This is a genomic window from Bacillus sp. RO2 (genome assembly GCF_012911845.1).
GTDB lineage: Bacteria > Bacillota > Bacilli > Bacillales > Bacillaceae_I > Sutcliffiella_A.
The window spans coordinates 1-20,006 of the sequence record NZ_JAAXCU010000032.1; the positions used below are offsets into that span (position 1 = coordinate 1).

At 41.2% G+C, this 20,006-nt stretch carries 20 protein-coding genes; 9 read left to right on the forward strand and 11 right to left on the reverse strand.

Annotated features, from left to right (window positions below; all coding sequences use genetic code 11):
- Positions 1-183: 183 nt before the first annotated feature.
- From HF078_RS07265 to HF078_RS07285, 5 genes are all read right to left on the reverse strand, one after another.
- Positions 184-897: a hypothetical protein gene (locus tag HF078_RS07265; protein ID WP_169290530.1), complete on the reverse strand. Its 714-nt coding sequence runs from the start codon at positions 895-897 to the stop codon at positions 184-186.
- Complete coding sequence (locus HF078_RS07270; RefSeq protein ID WP_169290531.1) at positions 890-1,642, reverse strand: hypothetical protein; 753 nt, start codon at positions 1,640-1,642, stop codon at positions 890-892. Before HF078_RS07270 ends, HF078_RS07265 begins: the two co-directional genes overlap by 8 nt.
- A gap of 127 nt (positions 1,643-1,769) precedes the next feature.
- Entirely contained in the window at positions 1,770-2,207 is a 438-nt protein-coding gene (locus HF078_RS07275; protein WP_169290532.1) for a cell wall hydrolase, read from the reverse strand.
- Between the two features lie 71 nt (positions 2,208-2,278).
- Positions 2,279-2,863: a hypothetical protein gene (locus HF078_RS07280; RefSeq protein WP_169290533.1), complete on the reverse strand. Its 585-nt coding sequence runs from the start codon at positions 2,861-2,863 to the stop codon at positions 2,279-2,281.
- Between the two features lie 38 nt (positions 2,864-2,901).
- Positions 2,902-3,525 (reverse strand): YdcF family protein, encoded by a 624-nt coding sequence (locus tag HF078_RS07285; RefSeq protein WP_169290534.1) that lies wholly within the window; start codon positions 3,523-3,525, stop codon positions 2,902-2,904.
- Positions 3,526-3,680: 155 nt separating this feature from the next.
- Between HF078_RS07285 and HF078_RS07290 the strand changes: the two genes are divergently transcribed.
- Positions 3,681-5,039, forward strand: a complete 1,359-nt coding sequence (locus tag HF078_RS07290; RefSeq protein ID WP_169290535.1) for a copper amine oxidase — start codon at positions 3,681-3,683, stop codon at positions 5,037-5,039.
- Positions 5,040-5,109: 70 nt separating this feature from the next.
- The gene (locus tag HF078_RS07295) at positions 5,110-5,760 is read left to right on the forward strand and encodes a class F sortase (protein ID WP_169290536.1); all 651 of its coding nucleotides are present in this window, start codon (positions 5,110-5,112) and stop codon (positions 5,758-5,760) included.
- A gap of 185 nt (positions 5,761-5,945) precedes the next feature.
- On the opposite strand, the gene HF078_RS07300 is transcribed toward HF078_RS07295, so the two are convergent.
- Entirely contained in the window at positions 5,946-7,256 is a 1,311-nt protein-coding gene (locus HF078_RS07300) for an MFS transporter (protein ID WP_169290537.1), read from the reverse strand.
- A gap of 127 nt (positions 7,257-7,383) precedes the next feature.
- Between HF078_RS07300 and HF078_RS07305 the strand changes: the two genes are divergently transcribed.
- Together HF078_RS07305 and HF078_RS07310 are read left to right on the forward strand one after the other, a co-directional pair.
- On the forward strand, positions 7,384-8,604 hold the full coding sequence (locus HF078_RS07305; RefSeq protein ID WP_169290538.1) for a helix-turn-helix domain-containing protein: 1,221 nt from the start codon (positions 7,384-7,386) through the stop codon (positions 8,602-8,604).
- A 131-nt stretch (positions 8,605-8,735) separates the two neighbouring features.
- On the forward strand, positions 8,736-9,368 hold the full coding sequence (locus HF078_RS07310) for a LysE family translocator (RefSeq protein ID WP_169290539.1): 633 nt from the start codon (positions 8,736-8,738) through the stop codon (positions 9,366-9,368).
- Positions 9,369-9,426: 58 nt separating this feature from the next.
- On the opposite strand, the gene HF078_RS07315 is transcribed toward HF078_RS07310, so the two are convergent.
- On the reverse strand, positions 9,427-11,211 hold the full coding sequence (locus tag HF078_RS07315) for a sulfatase family protein (RefSeq protein WP_169290621.1): 1,785 nt from the start codon (positions 11,209-11,211) through the stop codon (positions 9,427-9,429).
- A gap of 160 nt (positions 11,212-11,371) precedes the next feature.
- Here HF078_RS07315 and HF078_RS07320 point away from each other — a divergent pair, with 160 nt between their 5' ends.
- The 4 genes from HF078_RS07320 to HF078_RS07335 all read left to right on the forward strand — a co-directional run bounded on the left by HF078_RS07320 (position 11,372) and on the right by HF078_RS07335 (position 13,326).
- Positions 11,372-11,581 (forward strand): hypothetical protein, encoded by a 210-nt coding sequence (locus HF078_RS07320; protein WP_148988601.1) that lies wholly within the window; start codon positions 11,372-11,374, stop codon positions 11,579-11,581.
- Between the two features lie 140 nt (positions 11,582-11,721).
- Positions 11,722-12,507: an endonuclease/exonuclease/phosphatase family protein gene (locus tag HF078_RS07325; RefSeq protein ID WP_169290540.1), complete on the forward strand. Its 786-nt coding sequence runs from the start codon at positions 11,722-11,724 to the stop codon at positions 12,505-12,507.
- Positions 12,508-12,531: 24 nt separating this feature from the next.
- Positions 12,532-12,777, forward strand: coding sequence for a hypothetical protein (locus HF078_RS07330; protein ID WP_169290541.1), 246 nt, complete (start codon positions 12,532-12,534; stop codon positions 12,775-12,777).
- Positions 12,778-12,795: 18 nt separating this feature from the next.
- Positions 12,796-13,326 carry a DinB family protein gene (locus tag HF078_RS07335; protein ID WP_169290542.1) on the forward strand — a complete coding sequence of 177 codons (531 nt, stop codon included), beginning with the start codon at positions 12,796-12,798 and terminating at the stop codon, positions 13,324-13,326.
- Positions 13,327-13,446: 120 nt separating this feature from the next.
- On the opposite strand, the gene HF078_RS07340 is transcribed toward HF078_RS07335, so the two are convergent.
- From HF078_RS07340 to HF078_RS07350, 3 genes are all read right to left on the reverse strand, one after another.
- A complete protein-coding gene (locus tag HF078_RS07340) occupies positions 13,447-14,640 on the reverse strand; it encodes an aminotransferase-like domain-containing protein (RefSeq protein ID WP_169290543.1) in 1,194 nt (397 codons plus the stop codon).
- 96 nt (positions 14,641-14,736) lie between these two features.
- Positions 14,737-15,690, reverse strand: a complete 954-nt coding sequence (locus tag HF078_RS07345) for a DUF4097 family beta strand repeat-containing protein (protein ID WP_169290544.1) — start codon at positions 15,688-15,690, stop codon at positions 14,737-14,739.
- The gene (locus HF078_RS07350; RefSeq protein ID WP_169290545.1) at positions 15,687-16,688 is read right to left on the reverse strand and encodes a DUF1835 domain-containing protein; all 1,002 of its coding nucleotides are present in this window, start codon (positions 16,686-16,688) and stop codon (positions 15,687-15,689) included. The genes HF078_RS07345 and HF078_RS07350 overlap by 4 nt, the downstream gene beginning before the upstream one ends.
- A 205-nt stretch (positions 16,689-16,893) precedes the next feature.
- On the opposite strand from HF078_RS07350, the gene HF078_RS07355 reads away from it, so the two are divergent.
- Positions 16,894-18,594, forward strand: coding sequence for a transglutaminase-like domain-containing protein (locus HF078_RS07355; RefSeq protein WP_169290546.1), 1,701 nt, complete (start codon positions 16,894-16,896; stop codon positions 18,592-18,594).
- Positions 18,595-19,101: 507 nt separating this feature from the next.
- Here HF078_RS07355 and HF078_RS07360 read toward each other — a convergent pair.
- Positions 19,102-19,977, reverse strand: coding sequence for a LysR substrate-binding domain-containing protein (locus HF078_RS07360; protein ID WP_169290547.1), 876 nt, complete (start codon positions 19,975-19,977; stop codon positions 19,102-19,104).
- Between the last annotated feature and the right edge of the window lie 29 nt (positions 19,978-20,006).

Genomic DNA, 20,006 nt, shown 5'->3' on the forward strand with positions numbered 1-20,006 from the left:
CCGGTGCTTCGGGCTTATAGAGCACTTCTATTTGACCGTTCACCCGATTTTCCCGGGGCTTCGAGCTTATAGAGCACTTCTATTTGACCGTTCACCCGATTTCCACCATGCTTCGGGCTTATAGAGCACTTCTATTTGACCGTTCACCCGATTTCCACCATGCTTCGGGCTTATAGAGCACTTCTATTCCAACCCTACAGGATCTAATTGTTGCATATATTGAACATGATTCCCCGTTGAAGTACCTCCCCCACCATTACGATACGTATGCTCAAGACGGACTGATTCACCTTTACTATTATAAGCTAGCCATTGAAAAAGATAGGATTGGCCAGAAGGGATGTAACCTGTTTCGGCTGGATACAGATCAAAGGATCCAATAACTTCTTTCCAATCTCTTGGCATTTTCACATAACCATAACTTCTTTTTCCTAACTCTACTGTTTGTTTCATTTGAATCTTAGGATGATAAACTTCGACTTGCTTATTATCCCCTACCGAGGTCACATTGTAATTTCGCTCAGAAGTTAAATAAAACTCCCATTTTCGTATTTCGTCTTCAGGGTGAACATTCCAATAAATATAAGAGTTCCCCTCATTTACTACTATGTGTGGACCAGATCCATTTGATTCACTAACACACTCCCATTTCCAACCGCTCCAAACCCATATGCTAGTACCAAATGCTTCACCATTTGATAGTAAGGGTACAAAATAAGTTCTCTCATCCAACTGCATAACATCTTGGACTTCCATTTCTTGAGTCAAAACACCCATTTTATGAAGGATTTCATCTTTTGTATAAAATGCTTTTGGAGTCATCATTAAGTACATTACAATTGCACCGATTAGTAAAACAGCAAATGAAGACATCATCACTACTAATTTTTTATTCATTCAGCATGCCCCTAACTTCTAAAAAGGAAGCTGTTTTAGATCTAAAATAGTATTGGTTACTCTTTGTCGTGATAAGCAATCCCTTACCATCCTGTTCGACATACACTTGCATCATTTCTCTAGTTTTCGTTTTTACGCCAGTTAACAAATAAGGAAACTTCTCTTGGACGTTCACAGGTTCTTCACTCTCTTCTTCTGGCCAAATCTGTTCTCTAATTTCTTCATACCACATGATGACATCTGAGTCTTCATACATAAAAGTTGACAAATCGTCATCCAGCCTTGTCAGGTCTAGTTCTGCAACCTCACCGGAAGGATGAATCACCAACAACTCTACTCCCGAGACATCTGTAAGATACGTCCTTACCTCATCCTTTGGATAAAAAAGAGCAGCCAAGCCAATGGCAAGAAGCGCCGTTCCTAAAAAGATGAAATTCCCTGCAAATCCAGTCCATGCATATTTTCTGTAAGCTCCCCAACGCTCTTTTCTATTCAATAGTCCATACAATATCCAAACTCCTAGCGGAAGAATGGCAATAGAAAAAGGTTCATTAAACAGCGGAAAAGTATATGAAAATGAAAAAAGTCCTAAAAATACAACAATGATTATTTTCCATATTTTAGGTCGTTCTTCCACATTCTGCATACGGTAGATACGAACAATAATCACAGCAATAATTACCCATGCAAAAATGACACTAAGCAAATCAATAATATTCCCCTCATACCTCAAGTAAAAACCCAACTTCTACACTCCCATCCTCCTGTAAATCTCTCCCTATTATTCTACCATTCCAGGATGATGAACCCAATATCAGGAAATAAAAAAAGGAACTCAAAGCTTACAATGAGTTCCTGATACGTAATGAACTTTAAGAATAAACACTAGCACACGTTCCCGCAATCGGTTCATAATAACAATGCTGCTTATATTGACCGGAAAAAGGTTGATCATACCAGGTTGGAGGACATGGTGCGTAAGGATTGAAATACCATAAAGCGTATTTAGCTGGATGCTCTCTCCAAGAAGTCAACGTCTTTCTTGCTAAGTTTTTCTCCACTGATCTTGCCCTGTTATAAAATAAATTACCCTTTTGAACCGCTTCAAATGAATAATTTCCGCCCTGCACTTGATAAATGACTTGAGGAATGGTTCTTACCTCTTTGAAGTCTAAACAATCGGCTACTGCACGATTGGTTATAACATTTCCGACATAGAGCATTCCTTGCTTGCCTTCACCTTCTGCTTCCGCTCTCATCATCCTTGCCACCAACGCTACATCTGAATCCGTAAATTTAACTCTAGCCATAATTTCACCTCAACACCATAGTATGAAAAAACGCCTAGTTTGGTTTCTGATATTTTCTAAAACCGGTAATATTAGATTGGTTTTGCAGTTTGAATGGCGAGTCCCTTCTCTTGTAGCATATTGGTGACACGTTCGAGCTTTAGCGCATGGTCGGGAGAAGTTACCGCTTTTGAAATTAAGAACTTATCATCCTTCCCTTTTCCTTTACCTACATAAAACAATAAATTACGTTCTGTTTCAATAACCGTTAAGGATTGGTCAGCAGGAATTTTCACCTTTTCCTTACCGAGTATAAAGGAATCAAAACGAGGATCAAACCCAATAAGATAATTAGAATTGGAGTCAAAATATAGAGAGTGAAGTTTATTGCTTCTACTCTCAATAATCTTCCTGAAAAATAAACGGATTAAGAACAAAATGACATAGTACATGACAAATCCAATAACGACGGTAACAATGTTCAATATAAGAAATTGCGTTCCATCTTGTGCTATCTGAAGGTTAGCAATAATGTTGTAGCTACAAAATAAAAAGAGTGCGACCAAATTCCCCACAGTCGCCATTTTGAAAATAGATTTAAAATAAGGCATATACCGAAATAGTTCGGTATAATCTTGTTTTTCGATTGGAAATTGAAAAGTTATATTTTTTTTCAATGTGTACCTCCAGGTGTCTAATAGAATGTTCGTACCTCTTATGGGTGATTTGTAAATTCCAATTCCTGATCTATGATGATTCCCTGCTTCACATAACTGATCAATTTAGCAGACTCCGCCTCGACACGTTGTCTACCATAAGGATTAAGGAACCAATTGGTTTCCCGAGTGGTCTTATCATTAACAGGACAAAGAGTATAGTCGATCCAACTTGGCATATAGCTTTTGAGACTGAGGCTCATTCTCCTCATATGGTAATGACTTGTTACCACTAGCAACCGCCTTATTTTGTGGAGGTGAAGGGCTCTATCCAATACTAGTAAAGAAGCCAATACATTTTCCTTCGTATGAAGTGACTGGTTCTCGATGAGGATATCCTCAGATGGCACCCCTAATTCCATCGCCTTCTCTGCCAGTAGCTGCGCCTCGCTAAGCTGGTTACCGTTCCAAACTACTCCGCCGGAAAATAATATTTTCCCTGCTCTTCCTTCCTTATACAGCTCAATGGCTGGAGGCAAACGGTAATCGACAGCCTTGCTACTACCTGGCACGAAAATACAGTCGCCATTTCTTTTGTCATCTTTTATATTTCTAAAAAGCAGGTCAGTCATCTGCTCATCAGTGAGATTATTTTCATTCAATTGTGAAATAGGTAGCTTCATGGTATTTCTCCCACGATATGTATTTTTTGACTAACTCTTATTCCCATTATACATACAAAATTAGAGACTTTTTTATTTTTTTCAAAAAAAGTGATCCAGTTTCTGATCCGCTCCGTTAGGTAAGTGAAATCAACTAAAAAAGGAGTGCTTAGAACATGAACTGGAAAAAAGCAATGGTAGCTGTACCACTTAGCGTAGGATTATTAGTACCGACTTTTCAAGTAGCAAGTGCACATGACCATGGAGCACATCAACACACTGCATCCGTTTCCACCCCGGCATCGGATTTGAGAGCGTCCTTGGATGCATTATTATCAGAGCATGCTTTCTTGGCAGTCGTAGCCATGCAAAAGGGAATTGACGGAGCAGAAGACTTCGATCAAGCAGCTGGCGCATTAAATGCAAACACAGATGACTTATCCGCAGCAGTCGCTTCCGTTTACGGGGAAGAAGGCGGAGCTGCATTCAAAGAAATTTGGAGCAGCCATATTGGTTACTTCGTCGATTATGTAACGGCAACAGCGGAAGACAATGAAGAAGGCAGACAACAGGCGTTAGCAGAATTAGATGAATATACAGTAGAACAAGCCGCGTTTCTTGATACTGCTACAGAAAGTCGCCTAAAAGCTAGTGAACTAGAAGCTGGATTAAAAATGCACGTCGAGCAGCTAGTATGGGCATTTGACAACTATGTGGCAGGCGACTTTGAAAAAGCATACGAAAACATGCGTCACGCAATTGAGCACATGTACGCACCTGGAAAAGGATTATCTTGGGCAATCACTGACCAATTCCCTGACAAATTTGAGAATACTAGTGTTGACACACCAGCAGCAGACTTACGCGCTGACCTGAACCACCTTTTTGCTGAGCACGCTGCATTAGCAGTACTTTCGATGCAAAAAGGAATTGATGGAGCTGGAGATTTTGAAAATGCTGCTGGAGCTTTAAATGCAAACACAGCTGACCTATCTGCTGCTGTAGCTTCTGTTTATGGTGAAGAAGGCGGAGCTGCATTTGAAGAGATTTGGAGCAGCCATATCGGATATTTCGTAGATTATGTAGTAGCAACTGGTGAGGACAATGAAGAAGGTCGTGAAGCAGCAATCGCTGAATTAGAAGAGTATAAAGTTGAACAAGCTGCATTCTTAGACACAGCTACAGAGGGTCGTTTGAAAGCCGCAGATCTTGAAAAAGGCTTGCAAATGCACGTTGATGAGCTGCTTCTAGCTTTCAATAGCTACAACGAAGCAGACTATGAAACTACTTACAACACTATCCGTGAGTCATATGCCCACATGTTCGGTGTAGGCGAAATGATGTCTGGTGCTATTGTTGATCAATTCCCAGAGAACTTTGAAAAAGACATGCCAACTGACATGCCTGCAGCAGGTATGGGTGGTGCAGCTGACAATGGAATGAACGCTGCTATTGCATGGACGATTGCTGGACTGATTTCCGCGATTGTTTTAACGCAAATCATTGCATATAGAAGAAAAGCTACACAAGAATAATAGTTTTAGCTAAGAAGAGAGGGGCTTATCCCTCTCTTTCCTACTATCATTTTCTAGAAGGAGTATAACTATGAGACTATTAACCACTTTATCATTCATGCTTCTTTTACTGGTCGGATGTAGTTCGGGGAGTGAACAGGCTACTGAAATGGATACTCCAACCGACGAAGCAACCGCGTCAAGCGAAACAGCGGCCCCTGCAAATCAAAAAACTCCCCTCCCTACCCGTACCCAAACCACGAATGAAAACGGGAAAGTTATTAAAGACGAATCTATCAGCATCGAACCTCACCGAATCGAAATCCCCTCAATCGGAGTCGATGCACTTGTGGAACAAGTAGGCGTTATCGAAAACGGTCAGATGGGAGTACCCGAATCTTTTGAAACTGTCGGATGGTACAATGAAGGCCCAATGCCGGGAGAGCGTGGAAACTCCGTCATCTCCGGCCATGTCGACAGCCGTAACGGCCCTGCTGTATTTTTTGACCTGAAGAATCTAGAAGCCGGTGACGAAATCATTGTTTCTAGTGCCGACGGCGAATCCCTGACATATGTGGTGGATAGAATAGAAACTTACCCTGAGAATGAGTCTCCTGTTGAAGCAATTTTTGATTATTCGTTTCAGAGCAATTTAAACCTAATTACCTGCACAGGGACGTTTAATCGGGAAAGCAGGAATTATTCCGATCGGTTGGTTGTGTATAGTAGTTTGAAGAAGTGATATATGCTTTTTGAATGGCGAGAGGTCTTTATAAAGACCTCTCTGACCATATTTTTTGCTAACTGAAGTCTTCATTCCATCTATCAAGACCTTTCTGACCCTAATTCTCTCTAAATGAAGTCTTCATTCCATCTATCAAGACCGCTCTCAGCTTAATTCTCGCTAACTAAGGTCTTCATACTCCTTTACCGTGCCACACTCCCCGCCTCTACAACACGGCCCCTCTTCTTCTCACCAATTTCAGGATGTACTTTTCGTATAACCGACGGTCTCGCCATGATAAGCGTGATTACGATAAGTGCACCTGCTGATAGGAGCAAGATCCACTCGCCAGGAAAGATATCATACAACACCCCATAAATCACCATGCCAAGTGGAATAAGCGCCATGGCCGTCGTTTCAATAATGGAAAATACACGACCTTTGAATTCATCGGCAATGGTCTTTTGAAGCATTACTTGCAATGGCGTATTAACGATAATGATGAGCGAACCAAAACTGAACATGAGTACCATAAAGTAAGAAAACATCAGCCAATAATCCATTGATAATAAAAGTGGCAGAGCGATTGATCCCATTACTGCCCCAAGACCTACAATTCCCCGTTTTGAAAGTAGCAGGGGAAATCGCACTTCTTTTCTAGCAGAAAAATAAATCGACAAAAGCAGCATTCCAAGAGAAAAAGCTCCTTGTGTCAAGCCAAAATGCTGCGACTCTATTTTCAATTTCTCAATCAGGATATACGAATACCCCACTTCATAAGCTCCGAAAAGGAAATTAATGAGTAAACTAATCCAAAGCATGACCATGATGGTTTTTTGGAATCGTAAATAGCTTAAGCCTGCTTTCATGCTTTGCCACATGGATTCCTTCTTCTTTCCCTCATCTTCGCTCGCCTTAACCTCAGAAAATAAGCGGAAATTCATCGTCGATTCCAAAATTACCGCAATTATGGAAGCAACAATAAACATCACAAGAAATACAGGAATGGGAACAGTCCCATATAACAGCCCACCAACAGCAGGGCTTCCGATTGCAGCAAATGAAATGGCCATCTGGTTCATCGCCATTGCTTTTTGAATTCGAGCCTGATCAATTAGTCCTGTAATAGATGAAGAAAATGCAATTCCTGAAAACATAGAAGTCAAAGAAAGGATACTAGTTGTTGTGTAAATTGCTATGAGGGAGAGTCCTGATGTTAAGGTATAGATGAGAAGTCCTGTGATGGCAAGAGTTGTGGCTATTTGTGAGAAAATAACAATCTTTTTTCTAGAATACCGATCAGTGATGGCTCCAGCAAATGGTCCTGCAAGCGTTCGTGGGAGTATATTGCAAAGAAGATTTGTCGCAAAGCTAGTCGCAGATCCAGTTAGCTGTAATATATAGAAGCTGATGGCAAATGCATATACCTGCGATCCAAAAGTGGAGATTAACTTACTAATCATAAAGGTGTAAAGATGATATGTCGCTCGTTTCAACTTTAAGGTTTCTTCCATAAAAAGCACCCCGCCTATTAAAAGTTTAATTTAATTAAACAAATCGTACCATAATAAGGTATTCCAATTCAAGGAAAAGTTTAATATAATTAAACAAAATATTTCATTTCTAGGAGTGCACACCCAAATGCTCGGAGATCGGATACGAAAATTAAGAAAACAAAAGAAAATGACGTTAGAAGGGATGGCTGGGACAGAGCTGACAAAAGGGATGCTTAGCCTTATTGAAAACAACAAGGCCAACCCTTCTATGGAGAGTCTTACATATATTGCCCGTCAGCTTGGTGTGGAAATAGGAGATCTATTGGGAGAGGTTAGTTCCGAGGAATTGAGGGAAACTTTGGAACGCGCGGAAAAGATTTTTAACATTCCATTCAGGAACCAGGACTCTCTAGATAAATATAGCCTGCTAATTGAATTGATTGAGCCCCACATCGGGAAGCTTTCCAATGGGTATGAAAGTGCAAGGTTAATGGAAATATACAGCTACGCTCTTCAAAACGAGAAAAAGCCAGGATGGGAAAGCCTTCTAGCTACAGCGGCTGACATGTTCGATCAGATGAATATCTCTTCCAATCGTACTACCATTGGAATATTTCGTTCCAACATCGCTTTTTTTGAGCACAACTATCATGAGGCGCTTCATATCTTAATGGCCGAACGAAAAGAAATTGAAGCTAAACACACATACATTGAACCAATGGCAAGGCTAGACCTTGATTACAGTGAAGCGATTTCTTTATATGCAGTAGGGAATTCGAAGGCTGCTATTGAAACCATGGAAAAGGCACTTGCCTACTCCAAAGAGAAGAGGATATTTTATCTGATTGATGACCTGTACCGCCTTGCAGCCGCACATGCAATGATGGAGGGGAATAAGAGGGAAAAGGATTATTACCTTTTGAAGTTAAAGCAATATGGAGAATTTGCAGACCATATCTCCTCCATCTACTTTTGTGAACTGTTCGAAATAATTGAATTGATTTCGGAAAGTAAAGAATATACTAAAGCACTTGAAAAAGTTGAGGTATGCCTCTCTTCAGAAGATTTATTGGAGTTTTATACCCCGTGGTTCATTCTCGAAAAAGCAAAAGCACTCTACTATCTCGGCAAGTTTGAGGAGGCACTTCAATCTATTGAAAAGGTGGTTACTCCCGACATCCACCACCCCATTGACCTTTCCAACTTCTATCTAAAAGAATCCTATCAGGCTCTCATCCTGATGGAGCTTGGTAAAACAGAAGAGGCCGTAACTGCCGCTCAAAAAGCTGTCGACAACTTTGAGCCCCTCTTAGATTCTAAAATGAAGGACTTCAGTAGACAAGTGTTGGAGAGAGTTAGTGGGTAACGGGGACTGGCACCTCGGCCCACTATAGGCCGCAGTGCCTGTCCCTAAAGCCCATAAAAATACTTTTAAAAATATTCTGATATCTGATAGAATGAGTCTAAATACATTCCACTGAGATTGGGGTTTTCACCATGGAAAACTTTTTTCTATTTGTCGTTATGAGTGTCTTACTTATCATTCTGCCTGGTCCTGACACTGCCATCGCCACGAAAAACACTTTATCTGCCGGGAGAATTGGCGGATTCAAAACCGTTTTAGGTACCTTTTGCGCGATCCTCATCCATACCATTGCAGCCGTGGTTGGTCTATCCGCAATCATTGTTAAATCTGCCTTCCTGTTCTCTGTTTTTAAATATGTTGGTGCTGTTTACCTTGTCTATTTGGGGGTTAAAACAATCTGGGCACTTCGCAACAAGAAAGAGGAAATTCCAATGAACAGCAACGTTGCAAATAAATTTAAAAATCAATCCCACTTTAAACAAGGGTTCTTAACTAATATGCTTAATCCAAAAGTTGCCGTCTTCTTCCTGACCTTCCTGCCACAATTCGTTGACCCAGGAACGAACACAATTGGACCGTTCCTCTTAATGGGAGTTACCTACGCCATCTTGACAGCCATTTGGTTTGTCCTTTATATCTATTTAGTTGATCAAATTAGTGCATTCATGAAAAGGCCACGGACAACCACAGTGATAGAATCGATTACAGGTATCGTGTTGATTGGTTTTGGGGTGAAGTTGGCATTGGAGAAGGGTTCACAGTAATAATAATCAAAATAATAATAAGCCAAACAACCTATGTGATTAGGCCGTTTGGCTTTTTTTAGTTTTTACATGAAGGCATTCCAGGCACTTCCCCGCTCGATGGCTCCAACCTCTTTTGCTTACACTGTTCCTCAAGGCCCACCATCAAGAGCTTCTGGATCGCTATTGTCTCCGGTGTTCGATTGGATGGATATGCAAGATTGGTTTCTTCTAATGGATCACTAGTCAAATTATATAATTCATATTGATCTGGGACTGGTCTCGTTTTAGTAGTTGTGATACACAATGCACAATCAACATGATCACCTGTGGATGTTTGTGAGACTTGAGTAGTTGTGACGTTCTCGACTCCCGGATCACTCCAAAATTGTGGGTTGTCGTAATAACGTGTCAGTTTCCATATTTCTTTTGACCCATTCTCACCTGTGGAAAGTTTCGTGATAATAGCTTCGGTGTGGTTTGGTTGAATGACAGAATGATAGGGTTCCCCTGTTGCAGATACTTGATTTAGACCTTGGGTAAAATCGTCATCACTCATAAAATAAAGTGGTTCGTCGGCACGATAAAACTTGTTCTTCCCCATGAGAAGCGGTGTTAGGTCACGCCCTACTAGTGGGTGAACTTCTGTGTGATCACGTTTGAGTTGTTTTTGAACCTCTTCTACGTCGATGTCTGCGAGTCCTAACATGGTCGGAAGTACATCAACATGGCTTGTTAACATGTCAGTGGCCTCTTTTCCGGAAAAAAGCTTCGGACTGTGGACAATAAGCGGTACATGGATGGATTCCTCGTAAGTATTGTACCACTTTTGATAAAGGCCTCCATGCGCACCAAGCAGTTCACCGTGGTCAGAAAGAAAGATTACTATGGTATTTTCATAAAAAGTGGAATCTTGTAAGGTACGAAAAACTCTGCCCATATCTTGGTCTGCTTTCTTTTGTAAGGAATAATAGAGCTGCCTGTATGAAACGTTATCTCTGATTGGTTGGAGTGCCTTTGGATAGATTTCCTTGTAGCTCTTTTGTGCGGATGGTTTGGTACTTAAAGATTCATTGGCTGTCGGCGGTGGCGGGATGAAAGGCACAGATGGATCAATTTCAAAATTGAACAATGGACTTAGCTCTGTATAAATGCCATAGATCGCAATGTCATGCGGGTTGACAAGCGAGCACATGACAAACCAAGGAGGAGAATCTCTATCACAATCATGTTCCAACGACTGAAGGAGTTCCACTGTTTCCTGGGCATAGATGACGTCCCTTCCGCTCAATCCGATTGCTGCTGAGCTTGCTGAATTCCGAGGGGATGAGCCATGCGGTTCCGGTCCCACCCAGCCATCAAATCCATATCCACCAAGACGGTTGGATGCCAGATATTTTTCAACATTTCTTCTGTCAGGTCTGCCTGTAGAGGTATAGCTTGGAAGAGAGTTTTTGGTTCCGGGAATGAGAATATCCTCCTCCGAGGCATGCCATTTTCCTTTCCAATAGGTTTTGTAGCCTGCCGCCCGGAAATATTCGCCCATCGTCGGAACAGTATTAGGATCAAGCCAAAACATGTCAGGGTCAAACGAGGTTTTTGCCGCACCACTCGTTTGTGTCACTCCATGAAGGGAAGGATATTGCCCAGTATATAGAGTAGTTCTGCTTGGAGAGCATGCAGTGCTTCCGGCATAGTGTTTCGTAAACTCAAAGCCGTTCTTCTTAAGAAGCTGTTGAGTGTGCAAGTTTTCCCGTTGCCACTTTCTAAGCTCTTCGTTTTCATAGACACTTGGATAACGCTGCTGATCCACCATAAGGATGAGAAAGTTTGGTTTCTTGATTGTCCGTGATTCTTTAGCCATCGTTGTCCCACCTTTTCTGTTCAATCTGTTCCCTCTTTACTATATGCACAGAAGTTTTAGCTTATTTCAGGACAGGTATCTTAAGACGTATCGGGTAAAACCGCCTGTCGCTTCTACCCATGACCATGTTATAATAGGAACGGATGTGAGGTGTAAGGAAATGAATAAACGATGGACTATTGGTAAAATAAATGAATTTGTGGAAAAGAATTCAGATAGTAAATTGCTATCGACTGAATACCACGGATTCTCTCAGAAGTTACTGTTTAAATGTGCTTGTGGCAGTAACTTTGAAAAGACATTTACAAAATTCAAAAATAATAACCAACGCAAATGTGACGTGTGTCAGCCACCAAAGGCTTCCCGTTAATAGATACTGTTAAAAGTGCCAATTGAATTTGGCACTTTTTTGTTTTGTCTCCTACATGTTTATTAAACCATCCAGTGGCAGGAACTCTATTTGTTTTATCGAAATAGTTGTTATCGAATACTTTTAAGGAGGAATGCCCTTTGAAACATACATATACCGTCATGTCCTTTAATCTCCGTGTTATCGTACCCTCTGATCCATTCAACTGGGAAGACCGTAAACACTGGATTGCAGAAACCATTAATACTTACACGCCTGACGTTATCGGCACACAGGAAGCAACCATTCCCATGCTAGAGTGGCTAACAGATAGATTCGAAGAGTCCTATGAAGTATACGCAGTCAATCGCACCGTTTCCACGGAGGTAGGAGAATTCAGTGCCATATTTGTTAAAAAGTCCAGTTTTACCATAGGTCCAAAAGGATCTTTTATGTTATCTGAAACTCCAGATATTATCGGAAGTATGGGCTGGGATGCACACTGCGAAAGAATTTGTTCTTGGGTGGAGCTTGTTCCAAAGGGAGAAAACGCACCAGTTTTGCGTTTTTTTAATACCCACCTTGATCATATGGGGAAGCTTGCGCGAAAGGAAGGATTGAAACTAATTCGTGACGTGATTCGAAGTAAAGATAACGAGAAAAGTTTGCCAGTTATTTTTACCGGGGATTTCAATGATGTGCCGGAGAGTGAAGCATTAGCAGAAGTTTCGTGGATGGAAAGCTGTTATTCTTGTTTTACTGAAGAAGAAAAGGAAAACAGTCTTACTTTTCATGCCTATAATGGCGGAGTTGACGGGAGTCCGATTGATTACATATTTGGTGCTAACGGGGTCGAGTTTCTTACAGCCTCCATTATCAGAGACAGTTTTGCTGGCAGGTATCCGTCAGATCATTATCCGGTTTTGGCAAAGGTTAAGCTCACATAATAGACTTTGGAGAAGGTGATTAAGATGAAAAATAAACTTAAGGTGTTCTTATTAGCTATGATTGTAACAGCAACTCTCTGTCTAATTTGGGCAGGTCTTTCTGGCAACAATGATATTTTCCCACTACTTCTAACGTTGGTTGTCACACTATCTATGGGGAACCTTATGATTCAACACCAGAATAACAAAGGATTTCACTTATATCGGATAGCCTTTGGCTTTGGATTGTTTTCACTGTTATTGAGTGTAACCTTATTCGTGATTGGATAAAAAAGGAGGAAAGAAGAAATGACCACCAAAACCGTTTTGCAAATAACATCTTTATCAGGCTACGAACAAGAAATTGGACGTGCTCTGTGGTGTTTAGAAGATGTTCGACGCAACCTTACTAAGAAACTAATAGGAATCAGCCAAAGTGAGCTTGATAGAAAAATAGAATCTAGACATTCCATCGGATCTCTGTTGTACCACATTGCTTATGTAGAAGCTGGTTGGCTGTATGGGGAAGTAATGGAAAAAGACGCATGGGACTCGGAAATAGAAGAACTTTTCCCATTGGATGGATGGCCTAACGGAACATTGGTACATATAGATGGGGACACTATTGAAATTCATCTTCACCGGTTAAATAAAGTTAGAGAGTCCCTGCTTTCCCATTTTAGTTCTATGGATATGGAGGACTGGCGCAGGGCTAGAGTGCTCGAGGAATATGATGTAACTCCTGAGTGGGTAATTTACCACCTTATTGAGCATGAAGCACACCATCGGGGACAGATTTTTCAGTTGTTGAGGGATATTCGGGATTTAGAAGACAAATAGACAATTACAATCTGTGATTAACAGCTTGTAATATGTTCTGAAGACCTTTTTGACAAGTAAATATAAAAATAATAAAGGACGGCTCTATCGCTTCCATAGCAACAGAGCCGCCCCGTTCATTTATCTCGAAAAAGATTTAACGACATCTCCTAATCTCTGAATACCTTTCTCAATATTCTCCTCACTCTCATAACTGAATGATAGACGAAGGAATTCGGCCCCTTCTGTCTGGTCGAGGAAAAAGTATTTGCCGGGTAGGAAAGATACCCCTCCCTCGGTTGCCTTTACAAGTAGTTTCTCTGTGTCTACATCCGGAACCTTCACCCATATAAAATAACCGCCCCCAGGTACAAACCAGGTCGCATTTTCTGGGAGGTACTTCTCAAGGGCTGCCAGCATAACATGACATTTTTTCTGATAGGCTTTACTTAAAGTCTGCAACCGCGATGTAAAATCTGTATTCTCCAAAAGTGTGGCCATGGTCGCTTGTGAGAAAGGATGCTCCAAATCTTTTTTAAACCAGAACAAAGCTTGGATGAATCTTTCTGTAGCATGAACCCATCCAATCCTCATCCCAGGAGCCACCACTTTTGACAAGGACCCGACATAGAGAACCCTATCTTCTGTATCCATGGACTTGAGTGTCTGAGGGTTGTTAGTAAAACCAAGCTCACCATAAGCATCGTCTTCTAACACCAAAAAGTCGTATTCCTTTGCAAGATCTATAACATGACGTCTCCGCTCATCGGACATAGTTGTTCCAGTTGGGTTGTGAAACGTTGGTATCGTGTATAAAAAGGTTGGTTTCGTCATCCCTTTTTTCTTTCTCTCCGCAAGCGTCTCCGCTAACAGTTCCGTTTGAAGACCGTCTTTATCAATTGGAACTGTTATTATTCTATCTGTGTAGTTATGAAAAATCTCGAGTGCCTCCATGTATGTTGGGGACTCGACTATTACGACTGCTTCTTCATCAAGAAAAATACGTGCAATCAGGTCTATCGCCTGGCATGCACCGGATGTGATTAAAAGCTCGTCATCCTTTGCGAGCATACCTCGCTCTTCCTGCCTCATCCTCACCCATTCTTTCAACTTGTCAATTCTTGGGCTTCCTATGTAATGAAGTGGAAGGTCGTTTTCTTCTTCGAGCAATTGAGCTACTGCATCTTTTAATTCTTTACTTGGAACAAGTGGTGGTGCCGGATATCCGGAATGCAAAAGAATTGCTTTAGCGGGAACGGATGGAAACCATTCGCCGGGCGGGTTATTTTGTAAGGCTGCTTTGATGTTTTTAGGAAAAAAGGATTCCTTGTTCATTCATACCAGACACCTTTCTCATTTATATGTTCCTTTTATTTTAAACTTACACTCGGGTGACAAACAATAGAGAGAAGAAGGATAATAATGAAATTATTAGTTTAATCTAAAATCTCCTGAAGTCGTTCGTACCTTAAGGAAGAATTCTCCTTCTCCAATCTTACCGGCTATTTCCTTCTCACTTTTCTCCTCATATTGCATTCCCTCTAAGTTTACGGTTCCTTTTCCTGATTGCCCTTTGAAGTCAACTGCTAGAGAGGCAGGGTTTTCGTCGTACTTGACTCTTACATCTCCGCTGGTTACCTCCACCTCGATATTGCCTGTTACCCTTTCATTTTCTATATCGATATCTCCAGATGTAGTCTCGACGTCAACATTTCCTTGTACACCCCAAACATTGATATCACCGGATGTGGTATCCACTTGAACATCAGCAAGAACTTCTTTGAAGGTGATGTCACCGCTAGTTCCAGTAATGGCTATATCCTTAGCTTCGGTGTTCTCAATGCGCACATCACCACTTGTCAGATCAATTGAATAATTATCTGTTACGGTAACACCTTCGATCAAAATATCCCCTGAAGTCAGCTCTGTTCTCAATGAACCCACTTGCAAACCTGAAATTTGAATATCACTTGATGTGGAATAAGTGGATAACTCTGTATAAGTTTTTTCCGGCACTTCCACTTCAAGTTTCAGTCTGGTGATGTTAGTACCAAATTGAAATTCCATTTTAGGTTGCTGTACTTCAATATGTATGTTTCCGTTTACTTCCTTTACTTTTAATTTATATTTATCCTTATTTTTTTCACTAACATCTCCTGATAACTTTGCATAAATGTCTTCCCTATCCACAGAAACCACCTTGATATCCGTTGATGTGGTATGGATTTCTAAATTTTTTGCTTTACTGTCGCTCACTGTTTCTTCTTGTTCAATAGAAGTAGCATTAAAATTAAAACTAAACGTTTCTTTAAATTGGCCAAAAACAACTGTGGCCCCAATTGCTAAAAGAATGAGCACAAACAAAAACGATAATACTTTTTTCATGCATTTTCCTCCTCCTTATTTTTCACCATAACACTATAATGACGCATGGATTTCGGAATTCCTTTTAATGTGAAATACCCTTGATAGACAAGAGTTCGAAGGCGATATTCTAAAAACGCAGTATTGAATCTTCCTTCTAACTGGCCATGCATTTCACCAATAATTCGTGCTGCTTTTACAAACTCATTTTCGGCAAAATCCTTTTGGACTCGTTTTGCACAATGCAGTAATTCTTGATCTATATAGTCTTCCGGAACCTCTTGTATCTCCCCGTTCTTCCAAATACGAAGCAGGCTCTTCGCTTCTTTTAGTTGAAGCCACTCGTCTGATAATTGATTTCTAGCATTTGATGACAAAGGGTTATTTCGTTCTTTTTCAAAAATATCTTTCAACATTTCTGGCATGATATCACTTGTAAAAGTAGGCTCGAATTGATTGGAAAAAGAAAGTTGGTGGTACACTTTGGTTGCATTTATAAGAACCACGTCATTTTCACTGTTACGCAAGTGGTGAAGAATGTATCTATGAAAAATTTGTTCGTGGGCGTTATCAGCTGTCCACAAAACTACAGGAATATGTGGAGGAATTTTGTTTAATTCTTCGGTTGCTTGTTTAAATTTTCTATTAAACTCTTCCTCTATGGATTCATCAAAAATATTAATATGATCTTGGAGCCACTCTTGTCTGGCAGCCGGATCCCATAACGGGCCAATATCGAACATTTCCCAGAAACCAATCACCTTGTGGTTTCGCTCTAAGCCCACCTTAAGCGATCCAGCAATAGATTCGCTCCCCGCAATATGAATGATGCTATAATCTGTTCGAGGAAGAGGTTTGTTTTCAATTGTTTTTACTATATTTTGTATCTCTTCTATAATTTCTTCTTTTGGAAGATCAATTTCCGTTAATTGATCCAAACGAAGCAATGTTAAGTAGAGCCAAGTTTTTGCATCTTTTTCGGAAAGTTGATCTATATTTTCTTTTAATTCTTCTAGCATGGTTCGACCTCCAAGGAACATTTTACCTATAGACTAACTATACCACCTTCAAATGGCTAATTCTACCACTTCATTGTTTTGCCGTTCCTGTTCAAAGTTTTTCAATTTAATAGTAAGATAGCATCAGAAACTTTATAGTTTGTACATACGTATATAAAAGATACAACTTAATTGGACGAGAAAGACCCGTCCCGAGGAGGATACAATGGCAGTTAAAAGCCGATACATGACCGCATTGTTATTGAGCGGAAGTTTAATTCTCTCTGCCTGTTCAGATAAAGATACAAGTGTGGAGGAAAATCAGCCTGCTGAGCAAGAAAAAGTGAAAGATCAATATGAACAACTTATGGATAAAAAGAATGCAGAATTGGAGCTTGAAGCCCTAGAGCTAACTTCTTATGCCGAAGAAGTGAATGCGACTTTCCATGCACCTGAATACAAGGAATTCAGTGCAAACGGACAAATAGAAATTGCCGGTACTGTTGAGAAGCATGCTGATTTAAAAGGGGAGTACGTTTGGATTAAGGTGCGCTCTGATGAGGACGGACCTACAGGGGCTCTGATGGAGTATTATGCACCAATAAAAGATGGCGAGTTTAAAGAGAACATTTCTTTTTTTAATGGCGCAGGGGAATATCGGGTCACCGTTCAACTTCCAGACACAGATCGTGAAAACTATTATTACGATACTGCTAGTTTCACCGTCCATAATGTGAACCCTGAATCAACCTACGATATTTCTTTAACTCCTTTTGGACATGATGCGGGCCTTCAGTTCGATGTTGAATCTGGTTATTTAAAGGAGAACCAGCTATTCTCTTTTGAAGGGAAAGCATCTGCGCTATCGGACGGAGATACTATAATGCTGCAGTTGAAAAAGGACTCCGACATTTGGAAGCATATGGTCACTGTAGAAAATGGCCAATTTTCCACGGACATTCCACTGTTCTACGGAAAAGGATTGCACCAGCTTGAAGTAATGGTCCCCGATGGTGAAAGGGAAGACTACTATCAGCTTGCATCAACTTTTTATATAGACAATGCCTCTGAACGAGTGATGCAGCCTTTAGAATATTATACTGCTTATAAAGAGCGCGGTGTGACACTTGAATCTCCCCAATACGGAGGGGACGAGGCGGAAGGTACTTATTCAGTAAAAGGGAAAATTGATCCTGAAGCCGAGTTCGGTCCGGAAACGACACACATTTATGTTAGTACGAAAAAAGGGGACGATGAGGCACTTGATGTAATTCCTGTGGAAAACTATGAGTTTGATGGTTCCTTCTATTTGCGTTTCGGACCTGGTGAGTATGAAGTAACACTAAGTGTCCCAGAAATCCAAGAAGAAAATAGTGATTTTTTCCGTTACTATGGTTTTGCTAAATTTCAAGTGACTGCTTCTGCTGAAGATAAACGGGATCTATTGCCTTCTCGAGGTGTCCAGTCTGATGCGCCGGAGATTATCAAACTTGCTGAAGAGCTGACCGCTGGGAAGGATTCTGATCGCGCCAAGGCCAAGTCTGTTTATGAATATGTAGCAAAGAATGTTAGCTATGATGTGCAAAAGTATAAAAACAATGAATTCGAGTGGGACGATAGTGCACTGAAGACCTTGGATTCCATGACAGGCGTGTGCCAAGATTATGCTTACCTTGCAATAGCTATATTGCGTGCGAGTGGGGTCGAGGCTAGATATGTGGAGGGTCGTGCTGGCTCTCCATGGCCAGGGAACCATGCATGGGTAGAGGCGAATCTGAGTGGTGAGTGGGTCGAGATGGATCCAACTTGGGGTTCGGGCTATATTGATCGTAATGATAAATTTGTCGCTGCTTTTAATGAGGATTATTTTGATCCGAATCCGGAAGAGTTTAAGAAGACGCATACGCGGACTGGGGTTAGGTATTAATGAGGTGGGTTGGGTTCTATTGCATTAGGTAATGTTGGTGGACACATGGGCGTTAGCTATGTGTCCACTTTTTTTAGACGTACTCTCTACTACTGTTTTCCTCTTTCCCACTTCATTTCGGGCGGAGAGACGCTCTCTCTACTACCGTTTCCCTCTTTCCAACAACATTTCGGGCGGAGAGACACCTTCTCTACTACCGTTTTCCTCTTCCCCTCTTCATTTCGGGCGGAGAGACGCTCTCTCTACTACCGTTTCACTCTTTCCCACTTCATTTAGGGCGGAGAGACGCTCTCTCTACTACCGTTTCCTACTTTCCCTCTTCATTTCGGGTGGAGAGACGCTCTCTCTACTACCGTTTCCCATCTTCCCTCTTCATTTCGGGCGGAGAGGCGCTCTCTCTACTACCGTTTCCCACTTTTCCTCACCATTTCGGACGGAGAGACGCTCTCTCTACTACCGTTCCCCACTTTCCAACAGCACTTCGGGCGGAGAGACACCAGCCCCCCCCTACCGCTTCAATCTCCTCAAAATCTCCCGAACATGTGGATGATCACTGTTTTCCATTTTAAAAGCCAGGTAAATAGTGTTTTCTACCGAGAGTTGCGGGAATAATATCTTTGTTTTTCCTGCCTCTATTGAATCCTTTACCAGATAGGTAGGCAGCACACTTATCCCCATGTTGTTTTCTATTGCTCCCAACACAGCTCTTAAATCTGGAATCACATGAGACGGCTGGATTTCGGGTCGTTTATTGAAATGCTCACGCCAGTATCGTCGTACAATAGGTAGTTCGGTTCCATAACTTAACCACTTCTGTCCCTTTAACCAATCTTCTATCTGTTCCAAGGACTTCGCACCAGAATCAGTCTCACTATCTACCGGTGCCACTACTACAAACACTTCGTCCTCAATTTTCTTATATTCAACGCCTGCGAAAGGGGTTTTTTGTGTGGTAATAACCAAATCTACCTCCCCTGCACTAAGCTTTTCCTGCAATTCCTGTGCCACCCCAAACTGTACAGATAGCCGAAGATCTAATCCTTTAAACTTTTTAATTGCGGCTTTTGTAAAATATTCTGGAGGGGTACCAAGCTTAACTATTGGTGCAAGGGAAGGTTGGTTGGAATCATTCCTTAACTCCATGCTGGTAATCTCTAGCTTTTCAATCAAAGGAACAATTTTTGTATACAGCTCTTTCCCCTTTTCTGTGGGAATCATTTTGCGAGGGGCACGGACAAAAAGAGGCTCTCCCATCTCTGCTTCCAATGCAGCCAAGTGCTGGCTCATTGCCGGCTGCGTTAGAATTCTCGCCTTGGCTGCTGCAGATACTGAACCATGTTTGTATATACTTATAAAACTGCGATACCATTCAAAATCAATCACACTTTTTGCATTCCTTTTCCTATACGAAA

Excerpts from the sequence above, each read along its gene's own strand:
- HF078_RS07265 (WP_169290530.1), bottom strand. The coding sequence starts at position 897 with ATGAATAAAAAATTAGTAGTGATGATGTCTTCATTTGCTGTTTTACTA.
- HF078_RS07275 (WP_169290532.1), bottom strand. The coding sequence starts at position 2,207 with ATGGCTAGAGTTAAATTTACGGATTCAGATGTAGCGTTGGTGGCAAGG.
- HF078_RS07285 (WP_169290534.1), bottom strand. The coding sequence starts at position 3,525 with ATGAAGCTACCTATTTCACAATTGAATGAAAATAATCTCACTGATGAG.
- HF078_RS07290 (WP_169290535.1), top strand. The coding sequence starts at position 3,681 with ATGAACTGGAAAAAAGCAATGGTAGCTGTACCACTTAGCGTAGGATTA.
- HF078_RS07295 (WP_169290536.1), top strand. The coding sequence starts at position 5,110 with ATGAGACTATTAACCACTTTATCATTCATGCTTCTTTTACTGGTCGGA.
- HF078_RS07300 (WP_169290537.1), bottom strand. The coding sequence starts at position 7,256 with ATGGAAGAAACCTTAAAGTTGAAACGAGCGACATATCATCTTTACACC.
- HF078_RS07305 (WP_169290538.1), top strand. The coding sequence starts at position 7,384 with ATGCTCGGAGATCGGATACGAAAATTAAGAAAACAAAAGAAAATGACG.
- HF078_RS07310 (WP_169290539.1), top strand. The coding sequence starts at position 8,736 with ATGGAAAACTTTTTTCTATTTGTCGTTATGAGTGTCTTACTTATCATT.
- HF078_RS07315 (WP_169290621.1), bottom strand. The coding sequence starts at position 11,211 with ATGGCTAAAGAATCACGGACAATCAAGAAACCAAACTTTCTCATCCTT.
- HF078_RS07320 (WP_148988601.1), top strand. The coding sequence starts at position 11,372 with ATGAATAAACGATGGACTATTGGTAAAATAAATGAATTTGTGGAAAAG.
- HF078_RS07330 (WP_169290541.1), top strand. The coding sequence starts at position 12,532 with ATGAAAAATAAACTTAAGGTGTTCTTATTAGCTATGATTGTAACAGCA.
- HF078_RS07335 (WP_169290542.1), top strand. The coding sequence starts at position 12,796 with ATGACCACCAAAACCGTTTTGCAAATAACATCTTTATCAGGCTACGAA.
- HF078_RS07340 (WP_169290543.1), bottom strand. The coding sequence starts at position 14,640 with ATGAACAAGGAATCCTTTTTTCCTAAAAACATCAAAGCAGCCTTACAA.
- HF078_RS07345 (WP_169290544.1), bottom strand. The coding sequence starts at position 15,690 with ATGAAAAAAGTATTATCGTTTTTGTTTGTGCTCATTCTTTTAGCAATT.
- HF078_RS07350 (WP_169290545.1), bottom strand. The coding sequence starts at position 16,688 with ATGCTAGAAGAATTAAAAGAAAATATAGATCAACTTTCCGAAAAAGAT.
- HF078_RS07355 (WP_169290546.1), top strand. The coding sequence starts at position 16,894 with ATGGCAGTTAAAAGCCGATACATGACCGCATTGTTATTGAGCGGAAGT.